This is a genomic window from Mesorhizobium sp. L103C119B0 (assembly GCF_000502235.1).
GTDB lineage: Bacteria > Pseudomonadota > Alphaproteobacteria > Rhizobiales > Rhizobiaceae > Mesorhizobium.
Map to the genome: position 1 here is coordinate 103,483 of NZ_AYXE01000014.1, position 21,872 is coordinate 125,354.

Annotated in this window: 15 protein-coding genes and 3 pseudogenes; 9 read left to right on the plus strand and 9 right to left on the minus strand. The window is 59.9% G+C overall.

Annotation, left to right across the window (positions count from 1 at the left end; all coding sequences use genetic code 11):
• Window positions 1-10: 10 nt before the first annotated feature.
• Window positions 11-1,003 (plus strand): hypothetical protein, encoded by a 993-nt coding sequence (locus X728_RS1000000167935; protein WP_023832415.1) that lies wholly within the window; start codon window positions 11-13, stop codon window positions 1,001-1,003.
• Here the strand turns inward: X728_RS1000000167935 and X728_RS144880 are convergent.
• From X728_RS144880 to rfbF, 4 genes are read right to left on the minus strand one after another with little or no spacing between them, the layout of a single operon-like run.
• A complete protein-coding gene (locus tag X728_RS144880) occupies window positions 990-2,204 on the minus strand; it encodes a class I SAM-dependent methyltransferase (RefSeq protein ID WP_081732466.1) in 1,215 nt (404 codons plus the stop codon). The two genes, X728_RS1000000167935 and X728_RS144880, sit on opposite strands and share 14 nt — an antisense overlap.
• A 2-nt stretch (window positions 2,205-2,206) precedes the next feature.
• Window positions 2,207-3,460, minus strand: coding sequence for a class I SAM-dependent methyltransferase (locus tag X728_RS144875; protein WP_348625640.1), 1,254 nt, complete (start codon window positions 3,458-3,460; stop codon window positions 2,207-2,209).
• A 21-nt stretch (window positions 3,461-3,481) separates the two neighbouring features.
• On the minus strand, window positions 3,482-4,525 hold the full coding sequence (locus X728_RS144870; RefSeq protein WP_023832418.1) for an SDR family oxidoreductase: 1,044 nt from the start codon (window positions 4,523-4,525) through the stop codon (window positions 3,482-3,484).
• Between the two features lie 3 nt (window positions 4,526-4,528).
• Complete coding sequence (gene rfbF, locus X728_RS144865; protein WP_023832419.1) at window positions 4,529-5,299, minus strand: glucose-1-phosphate cytidylyltransferase; 771 nt, start codon at window positions 5,297-5,299, stop codon at window positions 4,529-4,531.
• 131 nt (window positions 5,300-5,430) lie between these two features.
• Here rfbF and X728_RS144860 point away from each other — a divergent pair, with 131 nt between their 5' ends.
• The 3 genes from X728_RS144860 to X728_RS01000000167065 all read left to right on the plus strand — a co-directional run bounded on the left by X728_RS144860 (window position 5,431) and on the right by X728_RS01000000167065 (window position 9,202).
• Window positions 5,431-6,210, plus strand: coding sequence for a PIG-L deacetylase family protein (locus X728_RS144860; protein ID WP_245266204.1), 780 nt, complete (start codon window positions 5,431-5,433; stop codon window positions 6,208-6,210).
• A 147-nt stretch (window positions 6,211-6,357) separates the two neighbouring features.
• Complete coding sequence (locus X728_RS144855) at window positions 6,358-7,110, plus strand: FkbM family methyltransferase (protein ID WP_023832421.1); 753 nt, start codon at window positions 6,358-6,360, stop codon at window positions 7,108-7,110.
• Window positions 7,111-7,120: 10 nt separating this feature from the next.
• Window positions 7,121-9,202 (plus strand): hypothetical protein, encoded by a 2,082-nt coding sequence (locus X728_RS01000000167065; protein WP_023832422.1) that lies wholly within the window; start codon window positions 7,121-7,123, stop codon window positions 9,200-9,202.
• 17 nt (window positions 9,203-9,219) lie between these two features.
• Here X728_RS01000000167065 and X728_RS144850 read toward each other — a convergent pair whose 3' ends face one another.
• Genes X728_RS144850 through X728_RS144840 form a run of 3 tightly spaced genes read right to left on the minus strand, consistent with a single transcriptional unit; the run spans window position 9,220 to window position 13,375 of the window.
• On the minus strand, window positions 9,220-10,476 hold the full coding sequence (locus X728_RS144850; RefSeq protein ID WP_023832423.1) for a glycosyltransferase family 4 protein: 1,257 nt from the start codon (window positions 10,474-10,476) through the stop codon (window positions 9,220-9,222).
• Window positions 10,473-11,921, minus strand: a complete 1,449-nt coding sequence (locus X728_RS144845; RefSeq protein WP_023832424.1) for a lipopolysaccharide biosynthesis protein — start codon at window positions 11,919-11,921, stop codon at window positions 10,473-10,475. The genes X728_RS144850 and X728_RS144845 overlap by 4 nt, the downstream gene beginning before the upstream one ends.
• Window positions 11,918-13,375, minus strand: coding sequence for a DUF4214 domain-containing protein (locus X728_RS144840; RefSeq protein ID WP_050589953.1), 1,458 nt, complete (start codon window positions 13,373-13,375; stop codon window positions 11,918-11,920). Before X728_RS144840 ends, X728_RS144845 begins: the two co-directional genes overlap by 4 nt.
• A gap of 408 nt (window positions 13,376-13,783) precedes the next feature.
• Here X728_RS144840 and X728_RS144835 point away from each other — a divergent pair, with 408 nt between their 5' ends.
• Complete coding sequence (locus X728_RS144835; protein WP_023832427.1) at window positions 13,784-14,941, plus strand: glycosyltransferase family 1 protein; 1,158 nt, start codon at window positions 13,784-13,786, stop codon at window positions 14,939-14,941.
• Here X728_RS144835 and X728_RS144830 read toward each other — a convergent pair.
• Complete coding sequence (locus X728_RS144830) at window positions 14,938-15,192, minus strand: hypothetical protein (protein WP_023832428.1); 255 nt, start codon at window positions 15,190-15,192, stop codon at window positions 14,938-14,940. The two genes, X728_RS144835 and X728_RS144830, sit on opposite strands and share 4 nt — an antisense overlap.
• 366 nt (window positions 15,193-15,558) lie before the next feature.
• On the opposite strand from X728_RS144830, the pseudogene X728_RS1000000167940 reads away from it, so the two are divergent.
• From X728_RS1000000167940 to X728_RS144825, 4 genes and pseudogenes are all read left to right on the plus strand, one after another.
• Window positions 15,559-16,570, plus strand: a pseudogene (locus X728_RS1000000167940) (hypothetical protein); the annotation flags it as partial.
• A 2-nt stretch (window positions 16,571-16,572) separates the two neighbouring features.
• Window positions 16,573-17,369 (plus strand): annotated as a pseudogene (locus X728_RS0135840) (phosphomannomutase/phosphoglucomutase); the annotation flags it as partial.
• A 2-nt stretch (window positions 17,370-17,371) separates the two neighbouring features.
• Window positions 17,372-18,071 (plus strand): annotated as a pseudogene (locus tag X728_RS01000000167070) (phosphomannomutase/phosphoglucomutase); the annotation flags it as partial.
• Window positions 18,072-18,082: 11 nt separating this feature from the next.
• On the plus strand, window positions 18,083-20,320 hold the full coding sequence (locus X728_RS144825) for a mannose-1-phosphate guanylyltransferase/mannose-6-phosphate isomerase (protein WP_023832433.1): 2,238 nt from the start codon (window positions 18,083-18,085) through the stop codon (window positions 20,318-20,320).
• A 73-nt stretch (window positions 20,321-20,393) separates the two neighbouring features.
• Here X728_RS144825 and betB read toward each other — a convergent pair whose 3' ends face one another.
• Window positions 20,394-21,857 (minus strand): betaine-aldehyde dehydrogenase, encoded by a 1,464-nt coding sequence (gene betB, locus X728_RS144820; RefSeq protein WP_023805737.1) that lies wholly within the window; start codon window positions 21,855-21,857, stop codon window positions 20,394-20,396.
• Between the last annotated feature and the right edge of the window lie 15 nt (window positions 21,858-21,872).

A 21,872-nucleotide genomic window follows, 5' to 3' on the forward strand; every position in this document is an offset into this window, starting at 1 on the left:
CGGAGGTCGAATGAATCGCCGCAAGCTGGCAACGAGTGCATCGGCCTTCCCAATCCCGCGACGATTGCCCAAAGGCTCGGGCTTGAGGAATCTCGTGATTGTACGGGCGGGACGCGGCTCTTTGCATCCCGGCTGGGTGAATGGGGCGGGCAAGACCGGTTTTGACCTTCTGGTCGCCGCCTATGAGGCTGGTGTTCCTCATGGAACGACCGATCTTCTCAACGTCTTCCTCCCCGGCCGCAAGATTGCCGGATATCATGCCTTGTTCCAATGCTACCCAGAGATCTTGGACAACTACGATCTTATCGCGCTGATCGACGATGATATCGACACCACCAAAGACGATATCAACCGCCTTTTCGAAATCGGCAAGACGTACAATCTTGATTTGTTTCAACCGGCCTTGTCGTCAGACAGTTATTTTTCGTACGCGTCGACCCTCACCAGCGGAAGGCAATACGTCTTGCGATATACCAACACGGTCGAAATGATGTGCCCCGTGTTTAGCACACGTTGCCTCCGTGCCGCGCTTGGATTGTTCGGACTGGGCTACGAGACAGGGATAGATTTGCTTTGGACCCGCCTGACTGACACACCATGGCTGCGGTACGCCATAATTGACGATGTCGTCGTGCGCCATACGCGGCCCGTGGGAACGACAAAGACCCTGCAAGGCTTTGGTGCGTACGAACGTTACGATGTTCAAATCAATGCCGTGCTGAAGCGGTTTGGCGCTGAGTTTCGTGGGGTCGTAACATACGCGGCCATCAGTCGCCGAGGGAAGCTTGTTCGCTCCCGCTTTCTGATCGGCCTGAATTCCCTGAAACTTTTGCGATCGCTGTTCAAAACGCCACTCAAGTGGACCCAGTTCCTGCGTCTTGCCACCGACTACACACGACATTGCTGGTCGAGGCCGATCAATCTGCAGCGGATCGACATCGCTAGTATCAAGAAGCCAGGCCTTCAGTGCGAGAGGGCGTCTCGTTCGATCATGCCACGATGATCTCCGACCCAAGGCCGAGCTGGCGGGCGGAGTGGGCTACTTCGTCGCGATAGAGAGGGTTCATCACGATGATCGAATGTAAAGGCCTGCCACGCAGGTGCTCGGGCCCGACCACCGGGGTGCCGGACCCCGGAGCAAAGCGGCCTTGCTTGTGCGGATTGACGTCGACGAGCGCGCTTATGCGCGCGCCCTCGGGAACGACGTTGACGAAAGTGATACCTTTCGACCCCGCACCCCACACAACGGTCTGCGCCGGATCCTTTTTTGTAAGGTACTGATGCCACCATGCCACTTTACCGCGGTAAGTTCGATCGAACCTGCGGACCAGCGCTTCAATCGTTCCGGATGTTGAGAGACCGACAGCCGTCGGAGCTGCTAGAGGTCTTGCTTCTATGAAGAGGTATTGATCGCCGTATGATGAACCCTCGTCCAGCACCTCGAAACCGGCTGCCTGCATCGCTGCCCGCAAAGAATACGGTGTAAAATAGGAAACGTGTTCATAAATCAGATCCCAGATGCCCATGTCGCGCAATGTATAAAGAGCATTGGGCACTTCGATGTAGAACACCGACTTGGCTCCAACTCCAGGATGAGAGCAAAGCCCTTGCAGGAAGGCTATTGGGTTGGCCATGTGTTCCAGAACATGACGGCAGGAGACCAAGTCGGGGTCGACGTTCGGATATGCATCGCCGAACCAATCGTTGATGAACTCTACGCCGGCAACTTTTTCGCCCCGATTGTCTTCGTAACTCCTGTCAAAGCCAATGCCCCTGGCGCCGCTGATCGAACAAATGCGTTTGAGGAAATCCCCTTTGCCGCAACCAATGTCAACGACCAGTTTTCCTTCGAGCGCGTAAGTGCTGGATAGGCGGTGCGCGAGATCTTCGACGAACTTTACGAAACGTGGCGAGAAGTGCAGCGAATTCTCATAATCTGGGGTGTATCCGATGCGATCGTCTTCAAATGCTGCGTTGAAGAAATGTTCGCAGCTACGGCAGAAGGCCAGGGCGAAGTGACCGGTCGGTGCAGCGACGGCCGACTTCGCGTCCGCGTGCAGTGAGTTGCACGAAACCGGCACTGCCTGGAAGGAGACTGAATGCAGCAAATGCTGTCCTGCGCACACGGGACATTCCCCACGAAGGCGCGCGGGACGTGGGACGGCGCTGCGCAACTCGCCACCGAGCGCGGTCTGGATTCCCATGATCATATGATCCGTGGGATCGGTACTGGCACGATGAATTTGCCCCCTCGAGCGCGATATTGCGACTGCTGCGCCACGATCTCGTCGATGAAGTTCCAAGCGAGGACGAGAACGTAGTCCGGCTGAGCGTCCAGCAAGGCTTCGGGCGGGCGGATGGGGATTCTCTGCCCTGGCATGTATTTGCCCTGCTTGTGAGTGTTGCGGTCAACCACGAAATCGAGGACATCGCGTCCGATCCCGGCGGTGTTGATCAAGGTGGCCCCCTTGGCCGCGGCCCCATAGGCTGCGATCGTGGCGCCATCGGCCTTCAAACGATGCAGCAGACTGCGAAGGCCCACCTTCAGCTGGTCGACTTTCGCGGAAAAATCGCGGTAGTATTCAACAGCATCCAGTCCGCGTGATTTCTCGTGTGCCAGCTGATTCCTCACGCTCGCTCCGACGCACTCGATCTTCTCGACATAAAGGCGAAGTGAGCCCCCATGGATTGACAGGTGCTTTATCTCATTGAGATAGAGCCCATGCCTGCGAAACAGATTGTCCAATGCCGTCACTGAGAAATAGCACAGATGTTCGTGGTAGATAGTATCGAATTCACAATGATCGATCATCGGCTCGACATACGGCGCCTCTATGACCGCGACGCCGTCGTCCTTGAGGAGCCGGGCTACGCCGGCGACGAAGCCATTGGTGTCGGCGACATGGGCAAGCACATTGTTTGCGTGAATGACATCGGCCTGTCTGCCTTGCTCACGAAGTTTTTCGGCTAGCTCGAGCGTGAAAAAGGCAAGATCCGTCGGAACACCGATCTTATTTGCCGCAGCGACAGGTCCATCGGCCGGGTCAATGCCCAGTACCGGAATATCAGCCACGACATAGTTCTTCAGGAGATAGCCGTCGTTGCTCGCCAGTTCGATTACGAAACTGTCGCCGGTCAGTCCGCGCCGCTCGACCAGATCCAGAACGTTCTCCCGCGAGTGCTCCAACAACGATTGCGAAAATGACGAGTAGTAGGGATAGGCGTCGGCAAACAAGATCTTGGGGTTCACCGTTTCGGTGATTTGCACCAGACTGCAGTCTTGGCAGAACGCGACATTGAGCGGAAAAACGGGCTCCACCTCGCCACGGTTGGCGTCCGTTGTAAGCCGATCCGCAAGAGGCGTCCTGCCGAGCTTCAAGAACGTATCCATGTGAGGCCCACCACAAGACCTGCAGGTCTGTTCGGTCACAGACGCCGCACCAGCAATCATCATGGTCATCGTCCCCAACTACAATATTTGTCAAACTGCCATAGCCAGCATTGGCCTGCGACGCAGGTCACCATCCAACTCGCCGTCTCGGATCAATTTCTGTACATGGGCGATGCGTTTGAAGCGCTCGCCCTCAAAGTCTTCCAGCGTCAGACTTGCGGCCTGGAAGGTGTTGTAGAGTTGCTCGATACCGCGCCGTGCAGTCCATTGCGGTTTGAACCCGTGCAGCCGCCGTCCGATGTAGGAACAGTCGACGCGATAGCATCGCTTGTCCGGCCCGGCGTCTGGCGCGAACTCCACACGGCTTCCGGGAACGATCGCCTGCACCAGGGCGGCGATCTCACGGATCTGGTAATTTTCCGTCGTCAACCCGACATTGAATGCCTCGTCGTGGACAAGTTCCCGGTCGGCTTCGAGCACGGTGATGTAGGCGAGTGCAATGTCCTCGACGTGAACGATTGGGCGCCATGGCGATCCATCGCTTTTGAGGTAGACGAGGCCGGTCGTATAGGCCCATGCCGTCAGGTTGTTGACCACTAGGTCGAAGCGGATGCGCGGCGACAGGCCGTAGGCGGTGGATGCGCGGAGGAATGTCGGACTGAACGTTTCGTCGGCCATAGGAGAGACGGCGTGCTCCACATTCGCCTTCGATACGCCATAGGGCGTAACGGGATTGAACGAGGCGTCTTCGGCCAGGAAGCAGTCCGCGGCCGCTCCATAGTTGCTGCACGATGACGCGTAAAGGAAGCGCTGGACGCCGGCCGCCTTGGCGATCCTGGCGAGCCTTACCGAGGCGTTGCAGTTGATTTCCTCGGTGAGATGCGGCCGGTAATCCCCCAACGGATCGTTTGAAAGGCCGGCGAGATGGATGACGGCATCGAAGCCAGCGACATCTTCGGGTTCGATATCGCGAATGTCTTTCTCGATCGTCGGCGTGTTGGCCAGCGCGCCGACAAAAGTGCACGCCCGGAATATGTCACTGTCAAGGCCTGTAACCTCGTGACCGCGTTCCAGCAGCATCGGCGCCAGGACAGAGCCAATATAGCCAAGATGACCCGTGACCAGAACTTTCATCGATCAATCCCATGTCTTCCAGGGGGCGTTGCCGCCGTCCCACAGTTTCTGAAGCAGATGCTTTTCGCGCACCGTGTCCATGCATTGCCAAAAGGATTCATGGCGATAGGCCATCAACTGCCCGTCATTAGCGAGCCTCTGCATGGGGGAATGCTCGAACATGACGTCGTCGCCGTCGATGTAGTCCGTGATCCCCGGTTCGAGCACGAAGAAAGCGCCATTGATCCAGCCCTCGGAGGCCTGCGGCTTTTCCGTGAAGTCGACGACCCGATTGCCATCGAATTCAATGTGCCCATAACGGGCTGGCGGTCGCACCGCCGTCATGGTGGCCAGCTTGCCATGCGATTTATGGAAGGCGATCAGCTCGTTGAGATTTACATCCGAAACGCCGTCACCCCATGTGAGCATCGCGGTCTCGCCGCCCATCCATTCGATAAGCCGCTTTATGCGGCCTCCCGTGAGTGTATTCAGTCCTGTTTCAACCAGATCGACGGACCAGTCTGGCAGCGAATTGGAGTGACGCTTGATGCTGCCCAATCCGGCATTGACCGTTAAACTGCCGTCGAATGCGACATAGTCACTGAACCAGCGCTTGATGTATTCCCCCTTGTATCCCAAGGCGATCGCAAATTCGCGGTGGCCGTAGGCGTAATAGTGCATCATTATATGCCATAGAATCGGCTTGGCTCCGATCTCGACCATTGGCTTTGGCTTGATTTCGGTCTCTTCCGCCAAGCGCGTACCTAGTCCGCCAGCTAGAATTCCCACCTTCATTATTTTCACACCCCTTACCTGTGGTTTTGCTAACATGCGTTTGTCTGGTTGAACCAGACCAAAGAAGGGATGATGGGAAGACATGGATGCTTAACTTCAGGCATACGTTTGGCGCTATTCTCGACAGAGCGATGATCAGGGGGGCTCATCCATTCGAGGTAGCGGACTGGCGGTCATCGGCGGTCATTGTTGCACCGCACCCAGACGATGAGACCTTGGGATGTGGAGGTGTCGCGTGCAAGAAACTCCACTGCGGGGCTGACGTGAGATTTGTGTTCGTTACAGACGGTGCGGCCTCCCATTCGGATCATGTCGATCCGCAGGCACTAAGGACCATCCGGGAAGCAGAGGCGGCCGAGGCCGTTTGCCGGCTGGGCGGATCGCCCGACCGCGTGACATTCCTGCGCGTTCCGGACGGTGCGGCGAGGACCCATGTTGGAGCGATCGCCAACGCGCTCGCGCCACTGTTTGTCGCCTGGGAGCCCCAAAGCGTTTTCGTCACACACGCGAAGGAGCCGCCTTCCGATCACGTTGCAGTCAATCTTGGCACCAGGCAGGCGCTGCGAACTTACGGCCGCCATGTCAGCCTTTTCGAGTATCCCGTCTGGTATTGGCATCAGTGGCCCTGGGTTAGCCTGCACAGCAATGTGCCTGGGCTTCATCGCGCCGCGCTCCGTCAGACGCTGAGGACCCTTGCCGGCCTGCGTAGCATCGGATTGTTCAACTGCGTTGTCGATGTCGGCGACATGATCGATGTAAAACGCCATGCCTTGATGTCACACCGATCCCAGGTCGAACGGCCGGCGGGACTAGATAGCTGGCCCATTCTGGGGGATATCGGCGGCGGCGACTTCCTCACTCGGTTGCTAGGCAAGCACGAGCTGTTCACGCGCTATGAGGTTAACGTGTGACATCGGGCATGTCGATGCGGCCAGGTGATTACCTGGGGTACCGCCAGAAGGATGTGACCGCAGCAACTGATGTATGACTCGAAAGCCGCGCCTCGTTCTGCGATATTCGACGTGTGCTTGCTGGGAGCCAGCTCGTGAGGAAGATCGATGCGACTACCGACTAAGCTGCATGATGTCCTGTCCGGCATGCCGACAATTGCCAAGGGAGAAGCCGCGGGCCTGAAGATATTTTCGCGCGGTGCTGATCCGGATTTTGCCAAAGGAATCTATGAGATTCCCGTCCAGAAGGCGATTGCATCGCGCCTGAGAGCTGGTGATGTTTTCTATGATATAGGCGCCAACATAGGTTTCTTTTCACTGATTGCTGCGCGCCAGGTCGGCGCCACCGGCCAGGTCTATGCCTATGAGCCTGTCCCCCGAAACGCTGCCGCTATCGAGCGAAGCCGTGACGCCAACGGACTGACCGGGCTTCGTGTTTTTGCCGAAGCAGTTGGTGCCCTCAGCGGGCAGGTCGAGTTGTTGCTGGCTCGCCACCTCGGAGGCGCCACCCTGGCCACGGTGTCCATTCCTCCAGATATGAATGGGCGTCTCGAGGTCAAGATGACGACCCTTGACGCCTCCATAGTTGAACGCGGATTGAGGCCGCCGAGCCTGATCAAGATTGATGTCGAAGGCGCGGAAATGGATGTCTTTCGTGGAATGGTGGCGACCTTGGAGGCGCATCGCCCAAAGCTGATTTGCGAAATTGATGATGCCACAAAGGAGGGCGCCGATCGGAAGATGGGTGAGATCGCGCAGTTCCTAACTTCAGCCCGATACATCGTTTCGGCGTTGCCGGTGGCTTATGCCAATGATGGCTGGCAGGTGTCGCATTTGCTTGCCCAGCCCATGACGATGTGAGGATATCTTCTTGGATCGGCAAGCCCGGTCGCAGCCGGCTGAAAGGGTAGAAGCCAACGACGCTTTGCCCAGCACCATACTCGTCGATGACTTTATCGATGATCGCGCACGCGGAACGGTGATAGGAACGCTGGCGACGACCGGAGGCATCAGGCACGGCCGCGATGTCGAGGGGCAGATCGCGATCGATCACGGTGCCCTGCGCTTTCAGCCGCTTGTGCGACCGGGCTGGGGTCGGCAAGGCATCGCCTACGGCCCTTTTCAGCGCGAACCCGGACTCGTGCTCATGGTCTCCTTGAGTAACGGACACAACACTTCGCAGGGTTCACCATTGCCCGACGACATCGCCAGGCGCTTTTACCGTTGGCTGCGGGGACCAGGCATCGACCCTTGGCCCCGCCGATTGCTTGCCTTGGTGCGCTCGCCGCGAAAGAGCCTCACAGTCCGCCGGTTTTTGTGGTGGGCGCTCAGCACGTCAAGGACCTACCGGGGACCGAACATCAATGAGAATCTGGCTGTTGGTTGGTTCTCCAACGAGGCTCCCATGGATCCGTCCGCAGACGGCTGCTGCTTTGTCGTTCACGCTGCGGAAGGTGAGAACGGAGAGTTATGGGCTCGTGTCGGCGAGCGTTGTCTGAGTGCGTTTCGGCGCTTGAAGAACATTCATATGTATTACGTCGTGGCATTGCGCGAACAGGGGGCCGTCTACTACGCGGCAGCCGACCAAACCTCGTTCGGCGTTCCGGCCTTCCCGATGATGCGCCCGATCGCAATCGACCCGTTCAACAAAGACGAAAAGCTTTTCGCCGGTGTCCATCAAGCCGCGCTGGGTCAGATCGGGTTTAGGGTCGACACGCGCGTCGAGGCGATCCACGTCGGAACCGTACCGCAGTTCGCCAAAACGTTTGGATCCGCTCACGCCGCAGACGTATTTGACGGAGGATTGCCAACGCGGCCTGCCAAAATCGGCGGACCTTGGCGTAGCGGGGGGGATGAATCCGGCAATTTCTGCCTCGTCGATCCCGGCCGTTCGTCCGGACTGATCCACGCACTGGTGCAGATCGACAAGGCCTCTGGCGCTGGGGGCCTCGTCTGGCGGTTCGGCGACATCGATAACTACTGGCTGCTAAAACTCTCGGCGCTCGGATGCAGTCTGGTCTCCAAGCGCTTTGGCAAAGAGATAGCCATCGCCTCACATGCACAACACGGGCTGCGAGCCGGCATTACGCATTCGGTCCAGATTCTCGACTGGGGCGGCCAGGTGAGCTGTTTTCTGGACGGGGTTCGTCTTTTCGAGGCGCATGCGGGTGTTGTCGACATGGAGACCGCGACCGGAGCAGGTATATGGAAATGTGACGCCAGTGCGATCCGATGGCACAGCTTCGAGGCCCATCCGAGCGAGGTTCCTGTGCCCTTAATGGCGCCTTTGCGCGAGCATAGGCGGCTGCTCGGCACATGCCTGTCTTACGCCGACAGTTTTGTCGGCCCTCACGGAGAGCTGGAACAACGCACGACGGAGTTCGGCAACGGACAATGGACCCGAACGCTTGGAGGCGGGATCATCGACCTTGACGGGCGCGGGGGCGCCTGTGTGCGGGCAAGCGTGGAACGGCCGAACCCTGGCCGCACGTTCTACTCGCTGCCATGGGATCTTCCGCGCTTCGCCGATCTGGAGGTTTCGATTCTGCCCCCCGGAGAGCGTCGAGGACAGGATCAACGCAGCCGGGCCGGTTTGGTCTTCTGGCAAGATTGCGACAACTACGTTTGCGTCACGACCTGGCTCGACGACGTTTACCCGGGGGCCTCGATTTCAGTGTTTATCAAACGCTTCGGCTTTGAAGAACTTTACGATGCGATATGGACCAACGTGGCGGACAAGGTCGTTTGGGGGAAGCTCTTTCGCATGCGCGTCGCATTCGACGGCAACCGCTTTGAGATCTTCATCGATGACGAACCTGTGATGCAACGCAGCCTAACCGACATATATCCGAATGATCCGGCACTGCGCGTCATGCGGGTCGGACTTGCCGTCAACTGGGAGTGGGGCGACGACACGGGTTCGGTCTTCACCTCGTTCCAGGCCCAGCGTTGATCCGAGAGGGCCTTGCCTCAAAGACGCGCACGGCGCGCAGAGATGGCCGTCGCATACTGGGCAAGGGTTGATTCAGCAATTTTTTCCCATCCATAACGCTCGGCGATCCCGGCGGTTGCTTGGGACCCCATCATTGCCGCTCGCGCCGGGTTGGCCAGAAGTTCGATCATTTGAGCTGCCAGCGCCTGCGGATCGTTCTTTTCCACAAGAACGCCACCCCCGATCCCTTCGACAATTTCCGTCATGCCGCCGACGCGCGTTGCCACAACGGGAGTGCCTGCCGAGAGGGCCTCGATCAGGCTCATTCCGAAGGATTCGCTTAAGGAGGGATTTACGAGGAGCGATGCCTCGACGTATCGCTGGGTCAACAATCTGTAGGGCAGGGCGCCAAGAAAGCTGACGGTGGAAGTGATTGATGCGGGTAACATGGCGCGCAATGCCGCTTCGTAAGAACCGAGGTATCCGCGACCGCCCTTATAAAAGCGAGCGAGGTCGCGAACGTCATAATCCGAGCTCAAGTCAATCAGAAATTCGCGAGGAAGAGTGGCAGACGGACCAACGACCTCGAGGCGGGCCGTGGGAAATTCGGCACTCACAATCTGCCAGGCTTCCATCAATGTGTGGAGGCCCTTTTCGGGAGACACGCGGCCGACAAACAATACCCGGCCAGGAATTCGCGCTTTGGCCGAGACGCCATGATTAACGGGGGCTCCATTCGGCAGAACCGCGAAGGCTTTGTCCAGGTCGGCAAAGCGATTGCGCGCGCCGGCCACGACATGTCCAGAGCACCCGACCACAAGATCGGTGGCGGCCAGCGCGAGCTTCATAGCTTCGCGGTCAAGTTCGACGAGCCAGTCGCAATGCATGTGCAGCATGATTGCCGCTTTCGGCGCCGCCCGCCGGATCGCCGGCACGAACTGAGGGAAGTTCTGCACGTGGATTACATCAGGCGAGATCCGACGTATCGCCCGCAACGCCTGGACTAGATAATCTAACGCATAGATGCTTTGCGCGACCAACGGCGATCGCGGGCTGACATGCCTCCAGACATGCGAGGCGAGGCCCCAAATACGTGAAGGCGCGCATTTCAGCAGTTCAAAACGTACGCGGTCGATCTCCAGTTGCGCAGGCATGCCTCGCAAACGCCGCGCCAAAACCGTCGTTTCGCAATCGCCACCTAGCCGCCTCGCAACCTCATATGTCCATATGCCAATCGAATTTTGGGCCGGCGGTGTGACTGTGTCAAAGGGCTGGCTCAGGATGACAACCTTCATCGGGCCCTCAGTCCAAGCACAAAATTGCGTGCATTGAGCAGGTCGGGCCGCACCAGCACGAAGGAGGCCGCGGCATAGACGACCGCGCCAACAAAGATACCGCCGATCAGGACAAAGCCTGGCGCGGCGTTGGCAGGGGCGCGCCTTACCCACATAGTGACGAGTGCAAACATCACTAGCGATGCCACGCCAAGCCGAGGGAAAATCACCAGCGGCCTGAGGACATCAATGTGGGCAATTCGGCGGATCTGGACAAGGAAGATCGGCAGAAGCAGTACGTTGCTAGCCACGAGGCCGGCGATGGCCCAGGCGAAGCTGACTTGAACGCCACCGGTTATGAAGACCAGGGCCAAAGCCGTATAGATCATGTTTAGCTTAAGCAGCAGGCCGGAGCGGCCGAGCGCGAGAATCGTATGCGCGCAGATTCCGTCAACCGTTCTTTGTACACCCAATATCATCAATATCTGGACGGCCACGACGCCAACCGACCAATGTTGGCCGAAGATGAATGGAACGGCGACGGGCGCCACGGCTGCGAAACCGAAAAAGGCTGGAAAACCAATGATCGCGGCGACGCGGATCGTCGTGTTGAAAAAGCTGTTTATCTTTTCTGGTTGAGCCTGAATGCGGGAGACAGTTGGCATCGTGATGGCCATAATCGGCCAGAGCAGGAATTCCACCAGAAGATCGAGAGGTCGACGCGCAAGGGCATATATGCCAACGGCGCTCGGACCGACGAACGCACCAAGCACGATCTTGGGGAGTTCATCGTTGCCCAGGTTCCAGATGGTTTGCACAATCAGTGGGCCGGCAAATCCAAAAAGCTCCCGGACGCGGGCCAAGGAAAATCGGAAGCGCGGCTTCCATGCGCTGCCAATGAGAATGACACCTGTCTCGACAATGGCTTTTGTGAGCTGCATCCAGACGAGGCTCCACACGCCAAATCCGGCAAGCGCCATTGCCACTCCCAATGTGCCGCCCACTACAGAGCCTGTCAGCGTGCGCACCGCAAAAAGGCGAAAGCTCAACTCGCGTTTCAAGATAGCCGCAGGGACGACGTTAAAGGCCTGAATCACAACAACCGCGCTGGTCCACTTGACTAGCGCGTATAGCTGCGGCTGGTCGAACGCAGCTGCAATCATCCCGGCGGACATCCAGATGAGGGTACTGATTACCGCCCCTGTCGAGATAAGCAGCCAGAATGCAGAGTCCAGATGAATGGGTTCGATTTCGGCCCGCTGAATAATGGCATCGGGCAGTCCCCGCGTTACCGGAGCGGCGAAAATATTCGGCACAACCATAGAGAGGGCGGCAAGCCCGAATGCCTCCGGGCTAAGGTGGCGCGCCAGCACCACGAAAACGGCAAACATAGCGGCCTGCCGACCCCAAGTTTCCGCAGCCGCCCAGAACGCACCACTTGCGACCTGCCTGCCAAATACACTCACTTAACCGCCTGCTGATTGACGAATAAACATGGATGTTTGGAGCGAAACTCATAGGAATTTACCAATTCAGCTATAACGTCCTGGCGAGTTAATTTATTAATACTGAGCTTACCCAGATAAGAATCAAGACCGTTGCTGTCTGGCTCACGACCAAGGAGCACCCCGTATAGGAACGTTACATATTTCGCGTTTCCAAGGCCAGCCGGCAGCTTTGCTGTTCTGAATTCGGCCGAATTCAATATCAGCAGGAGTGTCGACGAGATGGACGGGTCCGTTTTCAAGGCGACGACCTGGTTCCACTGCTCGATCGGCGATGGCATGCGATGCAGAAGCAAGCAGTATGCATACGCAACCCGGTTTGCCGGGTCCGTGGAGGACTTATCGATCGTATCAATGGAACACGGGTGAATTGCGCGCAGAGGTCCGGGTGAAGGATCCGATGCCTGCTCACTAAGTACTGGGCGGGTTGCTGCCACTGTTTGCGAAACCAAATCCGACTTGCCGTCCGCAATGAACTTCTTTACCGCCTCGTATGCTGGTTTTTCTCCACTGGGTGTCCATAACCCGCCGCCACGTTTTTCCAGGCGGACGAGGCCCATAAAAGCCTCATAACTTGGCGCCCAATACGTCTCATCGATGAGTTCGTAAACGTGGGCAGCCTCCAGGTCATAGGAAGACTGATATTTGCGCAGGAGATTCATCGTTTCGAGCAGACCTTCGGCCTGCTGGCGTTCTCCACGTTGGCTGCCTCCGCTATAATTGAACTCGGTCAACCAGATTGGTTTGCCGAACGTCGCCAGGAATTTGAATGCCTCCTCGGGATCACCCTCATAGAGATGCCAAACCGCAATATCCCATCTTATGCCGTCTTGCCGCATGCGCGTGAATGCCGCGCGATGGCCCCAGCCTGCGCTCCCCATCGCTTTCCTTATGGTCGGGTCGACCGCGATGGTGGCGTCTGAAAGACCGCGCAGCACCGCGCTCACCTTCACCCAGCGTGGGCTGAAATAGTCTGAATTTTCCATGCCACTGGCCGGTCCCCAGGCACAGCTGTACTGCACCCCGTTGTCCTTTATCTCGCAGGGCAACAGGATGGCATAGTTCTCCATCTCGTTGCCGAGCTCCCAGACCCGAATGTCGTCCTTGAAGCGAGATACAAGTGTCGATGCAAGTCGATAGGCTTGTGCGTAAAGTTCATCGACAGTGCTGTGGTCGAGATCCAACTCGGGTGTGATCACTGGCAGTATCTCTACACCGCGCGCCCTCCCAGCTTTGATCAGTGCGGCAAGTCTGGCTGCGCTGTCGACGTTGGAAATGTTGACACGGTAGGACCTCATCCCGAGGTCGCGGACGTACTCGAGCTGCTTTTCGATGGATATACCGGGGTAAGCATTGAACGGATGACCGTTCACGCCCCAAAGGAAGTCCGCAGCGGACGCACTGGTGGTGATCATCAGGCACGATAGGCATATCCAAAGACATCTGGTCGCCGCGGCAATGTGGCCGACGGCTCCAGGTCCCGACGACTTGGTCGCGGCCCGCATTAGCCCAAACTTGCCTGGACGTCGCCAGATATCATGCCTTCACTCCATTGCCAGATCTGTCACTGATGCATCAAAGGGACCCTTTGACGCCGGTCGCGGGTCGGGCGGCATCTTAGCATTGGCGAGCCGGCGCGAACCCCACACATTGGGCGTAGCTGTCAGCCTTTGGACACGCCCTTTGGATGAGAACGGCCGGAAGCAGTCCTTTGCGCCAGTTAAGTCGCAAGGCCAGGATGACCTCGGCTTTTCCGTCATGCAAAGTCGGATAGACCGAGAGCTTATCCTGCGCCGCTATCCCGCGCCCGAACGTGACTGATGATGACGCGAAATTGGACGATAAACGGCCGTTTCCTGGCGCAACCGACGACAGGCGTTCAAAGGTATGCACGCGAGATCATTTCGGCGCTGGACAGCTTGCTCGCCGGTCGAGGTCCATTGGCAAGAGATCTGAAGGTTGAGTTGCTGGCCCCGCCCGGTGCACATGACCTCTTGGACCTTTCCGCGATCAACGTCCGGACACTCGGCAGCTTTGGGGGCCATGCCTGGGAACAAGCCGTCCTTCCGGCTCGTCTTGGTGGCGGCCTGCTTAGCCTATGCAACACAGGCCCTTTGAGTGTGCGCAGACACATACTGTGCATTCACGATGTCAACACGCGAATATGCCCACAGAGCTATTCGCTGCCGTTTCGACTGCTTTACCGCACACTGATACCTGCCTTGGGTAAGACTGCACTGAAGATAACCACGGTCTCGCAGTACTCTGCCGGCGAGTTGATGAGGCATGGCGTGTCTTCAGCGTCCAAGATCGAAGTCATCGGGAACGGGCACGAACATTCGCTTCGCTGGGTGCCTCGTCATTCAGATCGCACCCGGTCTGTCGCCGGACTAAGGACGATTGTTGTGCTCGGCAGTTCGATTCCGCACAAGAATATAGGTCTGATACTTGGCCTGCAGGATAGGCTTGGTTCGGCGGGGCTGCAGGTGGCGGTCGTCGGCGCCTCTGCCTCCCGTGTCTTCAGCAGGATCGACTACAAGAGCGCGCCAAACGTGGTCTGGCTGGGAAGAACGTCTGACGCGGAACTGGCTGCACTTTTGCAGGACTCTTTGTGCCTGGCGTTCCCGTCGCTTGTTGAGGGCTTTGGATTGCCGCCGCTCGAAGCCATGTCTCTTGGATGTCCGGTTGTCATGTCCGACCGTGCAAGCCTCCCGGAAATCGGAGGAGATGCCGTGCTTTACGCTGCCCCTGATAATGCCGATGCTTGGTTCGACTGTTTTATGCGGCTGCAACAGAACGAGGGTCTCAGACGCGATCTGTCTTCGCGCGGCCGGGCGAGAGCGGCTCGATTCAGCTGGACGGCATCGGCTCAACGGTATCTCGAACTGATGGCTTGTGCAGATGGGGTTCCAGAAGTGGCGGCGTGCCGCCTGAAGACATTCAACGCCTTGCATCTCGACAGTTCGGAATCGCGGATCTAATTGACGCGCAACGGACCGTCACAGACAGTTACGGCGCAATCGATCTTGGCTGCGACGACAGGTCTGCGCTTGTCGTCGTATACTTGGACAGCCAGCGCGCTCTTCACACCATGATGCCATTCGTCTTGCGCTATGGCCACGAGCATCCTGATGGCGTCGGCCTGCGCCTCGGCAATGCTGCGGTATTCGGTACCTTCTGTATCGGGTGAGCGTGTTTTGCCGTCCTGGATGTCGAAAAAAAACACGGGCATTGATTGTCCCAACGTATGAAACTGTGGCGTCAAAAAATGGTTGCTGGCGAAAGCCGTTGGGCTGTGCTGGTGTAGCTCTTAGGTCAATTTCCTGGCACGCGATAGCAACCGCAGGTGGGAACCAAAACGGAGCGGTGCACAACATGGCTAGAGTTCGATCACAAGTTATAGCCCAGCGCTACAATTCGTTATCTATCGTTCCAGAACACGGAAGCCGCTGTGGAATTCGCCCCAACGATGCCGGTTGGGCGATCCACACCACCCTTTTGGGAGGCCTGATCGTCAGACGCTCTGAGTAGCCGGGGCTTGTGTGATATTGTCGCCGCGTGACCGCTATCCGTTTCCAGCCATTTGGAGTTTCCAGTTTTGAGCCTCAGGATCATTGGCGACGCCCGGCCCAACAGTTTCGAATTCGAAACCGAAGCACTGATCAAGGCGTCCGGCTTTCGCGAATATGATGCGCGCTGGTGGTTCGGCCATCCCGGCTCCGCGCAACTGCCGGAACTCAACCTGATCGGTGTCCAGGCGCTGGGCATGGGGCTGGGCACCTTGATCCGCCGTCTTGGCGCCGGGCCCGACATCGTCACCGGGCATGATTTCCGTTCCTATTCGCNCTGGGCACCTTGATCCGCCGTCTTGGCGCCGGGCCCGACATCGTCACCGGGCATGATTTCCGTTCCTATTCGCTTGCCATCAAGCTGGCGCTGGTTTCCGGCCTGATGGCTGCGGGCGCAAAGGTGAAAGACATTGGCCTGGCGCTGTCGCCCATGGCCTATTTCGCCCAGTTCGCGCTCGACGCGCCTTCCGTCGCCATGGTCACGGCATCGCACAACGAGAATGGCTGGACCGGAGTCAAGATGGGTGCGGCGAGGCCGCTCACCTTCGGACCGGAGGAGATGAGCGCCCTGAAACAGATCGTGCTGTCGGGCGATTTCGATCTCGCCGGCGGCGGTTGCTACGAATTCGTCTCCGGTTTTCGCGAGACCTATCTCGACGACCTGACCCAGGACAAGCGCATCGCGCGCAAGATCAGGGTTGTGGCGGCTTGCGGCAACGGCACTGCCGGCGCCTTCGCGCCNCCTATCTCGACGACCTGACCCAGGACAAGCGCATCGCGCGCAAGATCAGGGTTGTGGCGGCTTGCGGCAACGGCACTGCCGGCGCCTTCGCGCCACAGGCGCTGGAGCGCATCGGTTGCGAGGTGATCCGGCTCGATGTCGAGCTCGACCACAGTTTTCCCCGCTATAACCCCAACCCCGAAGACATGCAGATGCTGCACGCCATCCGCGACAAGGTGCTGGAGACCGGCGCCGATGTCGGGCTGGGCTTCGACGGCGACGGCGACCGTTGCGGCGTGGTCGACAATGAGGGCAACGAGANGATTTCGATCTCGCCGGCGGCGGTTGCTACGAATTCGTCTCCGGTTTTCGCGAGACCTATCTCGACGATCTGGTGAGCGACAAGCGCATCGCGCGAAAGCTGAAAGTCGTGGCCGCTTGCGGCAACGGCACTGCCGGCGCCTTCGCGCCACAGGCGCTGGAGCGCATCGGCTGCGAGGTGATCCCGCTCGATGTCGAGCTCGACCACAGTTTTCCGCGCTATAACCCGAACCCGGAAGACATGCAGATGCTGCATGCCATCAGGGACAAAGTGCTGGAAACAGGTGCCGATGTCGGGCTGGGCTTCGACGGCGACGGCGACCGTTGCGGCGTGGTCGACAATGAGGGCAACGAGANTGCCGATGTCGGGCTGGGCTTCGACGGCGACGGCGACCGTTGCGGCGTGGTCGACAATGAGGGCAACGAGATTTTTGCCGACAAGGTCGGCGTCATGCTCGCGCGGGACATATCAACCCAATACCCCGGCTCGACCTTCGTCGTCGATGTCAAGTCGACCGGCCTGTTCAACACCGACAGCGTCTTGCGCGCCAACGGCGCGAAGACAGATTACTGGAAGACCGGCCATTCCTACATCAAGCGCCGGGTCGCCGAACTGGGCGCCGTTGCCGGCTTCGAGAAGTCGGGCCATTTCTTCTTCAATCCGCCGATCGGCCGCGGCTATGATGACGGTCTCATCACCGCGACCGCCATTTGTGAGATGCTCGACCGCAACCCCACAAGTTCGATGGCCGATCTCTATCGCGCGCTGCCGCTGACCTTCGGCACGCCGACCATGTCNCGGCGCCGATGTCGGGCTGGGCTTCGACGGCGACGGCGACCGTTGCGGCGTGGTCGACAATGAGGGCAACGAGATCTTCGCCGACAAGGTCGGCGTCATGCTGGCGCGTGACATCTCCAGCCAGCATTCCAGCTCGACTTTCGTCGTCGACGTCAAGTCGACCGGCCTGTTCCACACCGACAGCGTCCTGCGCGCCAATGGCGCGGTCACCGATTACTGGAAGACCGGCCATTCCTACATCAAGCGCCGCGTCGCCGAGCTTGGCGCCGTCGCCGGATTCGAGAAGTCGGGCCATTTTTTCTTCAATCCGCCGATCGGCCGCGGCTATGATGACGGNCCGATGACGTGAAATACGGCGTGGTCGATCGGGTGGTGGCGGACTTCCAGGCGATGCAGCGCGCCGGCAAGGCTTTTGCCGGCCAGAAGATCGCCGACCTGATCACCGTCAACGGCGTGCGCATCGTGGCCGAAGATGGCACCTGGGGCCTGGTACGGGCGTCGTCGAACAAGCCGGAGCTTGTCGTGGTTGTCGAAAGCCCGGTATCGTCCGACCGCCGCCGGCAGNGTCGTCGAACAAGCCGGAGCTTGTCGTGGTTGTCGAAAGCCCGGTATCGTCCGACCGCCGCCGGCAGATGTTCGAGGCGGTCGACGCCGTGCTGCGCCGCAGCCCCGAAGTCGGCGCTTACAACCAGACGTTCTGATTGGACCTTTCATGAGCGAGCGCATCGTCAGTTTTGTCATGAGCGGCGGTGTCGGTTCGCGGCTGTGGCCGCTGTCGCGCGAGGACAACCCGAAACAGTTCCACGATCTTTCCGGCGACGGCTCGATGCTGGCCAAGACACTGCGCCGGCTGACGGCGCGGCCGGAGGGCGAAACGCCGATCTTCCTGATCGCCGCCGAGCGCCATGCCGAGCGCGTGCATGCCGACCTTGCCGGCCTCGACCTCGCCGGCGGTGGCCCGCTGTTCGAGCCGACCGGGCGCAACACGGCTGCCGTCGTGGCGCTGGCCGCGCTGCGCACATTGTCGGAGTTCGGCGACAGCCTGGTGCTGGTGGTGCCGTCAGACCATGAAATCGCCACGCCCAAGCAGTTCTGGCAGAGCGTCGAGGCGGGCAGCCAGGCAGCGCTTGCCGGCCGTCTGGTGGTGTTCGGCATCAAGCCGACGCAGCCCGAGACCGGCTATGGCTATATCGAAGTCGCAGCCGAAAGCGCTGGCGTCTTCGACGTGTCGCGCTTCGTCGAAAAGCCCGACCTCGCCATCGCGCAGAGCTATCTCAGGGCGGGCACCTTCTACTGGAACACCGGCATTTTCCTGTTTCGCGCCGGCGCCATGCGCGATGCATTTGCGGCCTTCCAGCCCGACATCTGGCAGGCCACCGAAGCGGCCTACAAGGCAGCGACTTCGGATCTGTCCGGCCTCTATATGCCGCTCGACCTCTACGCCGCCATCCCGTCGAACTCGATCGACTACGCCATCATGGAGCGGGCCAAGGACATCGTCATGGTGCCGGCCGGCTTTCGCTGGAACGACCTCGGCTCCTGGCAGTCGCTGCTCGATGTCGGCCCTGCTGATGCCAATGGCAATGTCGTCGTCGGCGATGTTGTCGCCATCGATTGCGAGAACTCCTACATCAGAAGCGACGGCCGGCTTTTGTCGGCTATCGGCATGAAGGACGTCGCGATCGTCTCGACGGCGGACGCCACCTTCGTCGCACCGGTCAGCCACAGCCAGCACGTCAAGAAGATCGTCGAGCAGCTGGAGAAATCGGGACGGCTGGAAACCAGGTTTACGCCGGCACACGACCGCGTCATCGAGAGCGGCGCCTGGCGTCGGCGCGTGCATCACTGGCTGTTCGAGGAGACCTTGCCGCTGTGGTCAACTTCAGGCGTCGATGAGCGTCATGGCGGCTTCCACGAGGCGCTGGGTTTCGATGGCAATCCGCTGTTGAAGCCCAAGCGTATGCGCACGACGGCCAGACAGGTCTATGCCTTTGCGGTCGCCAGGGCGCGCGGCTGGGACGGTCCGGCGGACCGGTTGATTAGCCACGGCATCGCCTTCATGGCCGGCAAGGGCCGCACCGACAGAGGCGGCTGGGTGCGCACGCTCAATGTCGACGGCTCCGTCGCCGACCCAACCGAGGATGCCTACGACCATTCCTGCGTGCTGCTGGCGCTGGCGCATGCGCATATGTGCGGCAATCCGGATGCGCTGCGGCTGGGCCAGGAGACCTTCGTGTTCCTCGACGCGCATCTCGAGGACAGCCGCATGACCGGCTTCCTCGAGACGTCGGACGGCGAGGGCGAGCGGCGCTCCAACCCGCATATGCATCTGCTCGAGGCCTTCCTCGCCTGGTATGAGGCGACCGGCGACCGCACCTATCTGCGCCGCGCCGCGCGCATCATCGACCTTTTCCGTAGTCATTTCTTCGATGCCGAGAGCTGGACGCTGGGCGAATATTTCGACGCCGGGTGGAAGCCGACCGCCGGCGAGAAGGGCACATGGACCGAGCCCGGCCATCATTTCGAATGGGCCTCGCTGCTCACCGATTTCGTCGCCCGCAGCGGCCAGGGCGAGTTGAGCAATTTTGCCCGCAAGCTCTACGCCTCGGCCATCGCCAACGGCCTCAACCGCGCCACCGGCCTTGCCTACGGTGCGGTCTCCCGGCAGGGCCTGCCGCTCGACCTCGTATCGCGCAGCTGGCCGCAGGCGGAAGCGATCAAGGCGGCGATTGCGCTGGATGGCTCGGGCGGTCCCGACCTCAAGCCCGAAATCGAGGCGCGCGTCGGCCGGCTATTCCGCTGGCACATCGACCCGGCGCCGCTCGGCCTGTGGATCGACCGCATCGACGAACGCGGCCGCTCCTTGGCATCGGACGTGCCGGCCAGCATCTTCTATCATCTGGTCTGCGCGCTGACGCAGTATCTTGATGGGACAGCGCAGAAGGGGTGAGGTTGTTGAGAGGCCGGTGCGAGGCACCCCCCTCTGCCGTGCAGGGCAGAGGGGGGTGCCTCGCGCCAACCCCTCAATACGGGCTCGCTACATCCCCGGTCTCGACATACACCGCCTTCAGCTGCGAATAGAGCGCTAAAGCCGCCAGCGAGTTCTCGCGCCCAATGCCGGATTGCTTCACCCCGCCAAACGGAATTTCCACCGGCGTCAGATTATAGGCGTTTATCCAGCAGGTGCCGGCCTGCAGTTCGGCGATCACCCTATGAGCGCGCTGCAGGTCGCGGGTGAAGACGCCGGCGGCGAGGCCGAATTCGGTGTCGTTGGCGCGGTCGATCACCTCGTCCTCGCCGTCGAACTTCAGCACGCTCATCACCGGCCCGAAAATCTCCTCGCGCGCAATGCGCATCGTATCGGTGACACCGGTGAACACCGTCGGCTCGACAAAGAAGCCGCCATCGAAACCTTGCAGCGACGGCACGTTGCCACCGCAGGCGAGCGTTGCTCCATCCTGCCTGCCGGCCGCGATGTAGGAAACGACCTTCTCCTGCTGCGCCTTGTTGACCAGCGGCCCCATCTGCGTCTCAGGATCGAGCGGATCGCCGATGCGGATCTTTTTCGTCCGCTCGACCAGCCGGTCGACGAAGCGGTCATGGATGCCGCTCTGCACGAAGACGCGCGTGCCGTTGGAGCAGATCTGCCCGGTCGAATAGAAATTGCCGAGCATGGCGCCGCCGACGGCGTTTTCGAGATCGGCATCGTCGAACACGATCAGCGGCGACTTGCCGCCGAGCTCCATGGTAGCGTGCTTCATCTTCGAACCGGCGAGCGACAGCACCTTGCGGCCGGTCGGCACCGAGCCGGTCACCGAAACCTTGGCAACGACATCATGGCCGACGAGGCCGGCGCCGACTTCGCCATAGCCTTGCACGACGTTGAACAGCCCGTCGGGCAGGCCCGCCTCTGAGTAGATCTCGGCCAGCGCCAGCGCCGACAGCGGCGTGTTCTCCGAAGGCTTGAATACCATGGCGTTGCCCATGGCGAGCGCCGGGGCGGATTTCCAGCCGGCGATCTGGATCGGATAGTTCCAGGCGCCGATGCCGACGCACACACCGAGCGCCTCGCGGCGCGTATAGGCAAAAGGTCCACCAAGATCGATCGCCTCGCCGTTGAAGGCGGCAACCGCGCCGCCGAAATATTCGAGGCAGTCGGCGGCCGATAGTGCATCCGCCACCAGCGTCTCCTGGATCGCTTTGCCGGTGTCGAGCGTCTCGATCCGCGCCAGATCGGCGTTGCGCGCGCGCAAAATGTCGGCGGCGCGGCGCAGGATGCGGCCACGCTCAACCGGCTTCATCCGCGCCCAGGCCGGTTGTGCGGCCCGCGCGGCTTCGATGGCGAGCTCCAGCACGTTCGGAGTCGCCGAATGCAAAGTGGCGATGACCTCACCGGTCGCCGGATAGATCACCGGCAGCGGCGCGCCGCCTTCGTCCTCGATGTAGCGGCCGTTGACATAGTGCGATGCCGTTGGCTGGGCGCGCATGCTGTTCTCCAGATG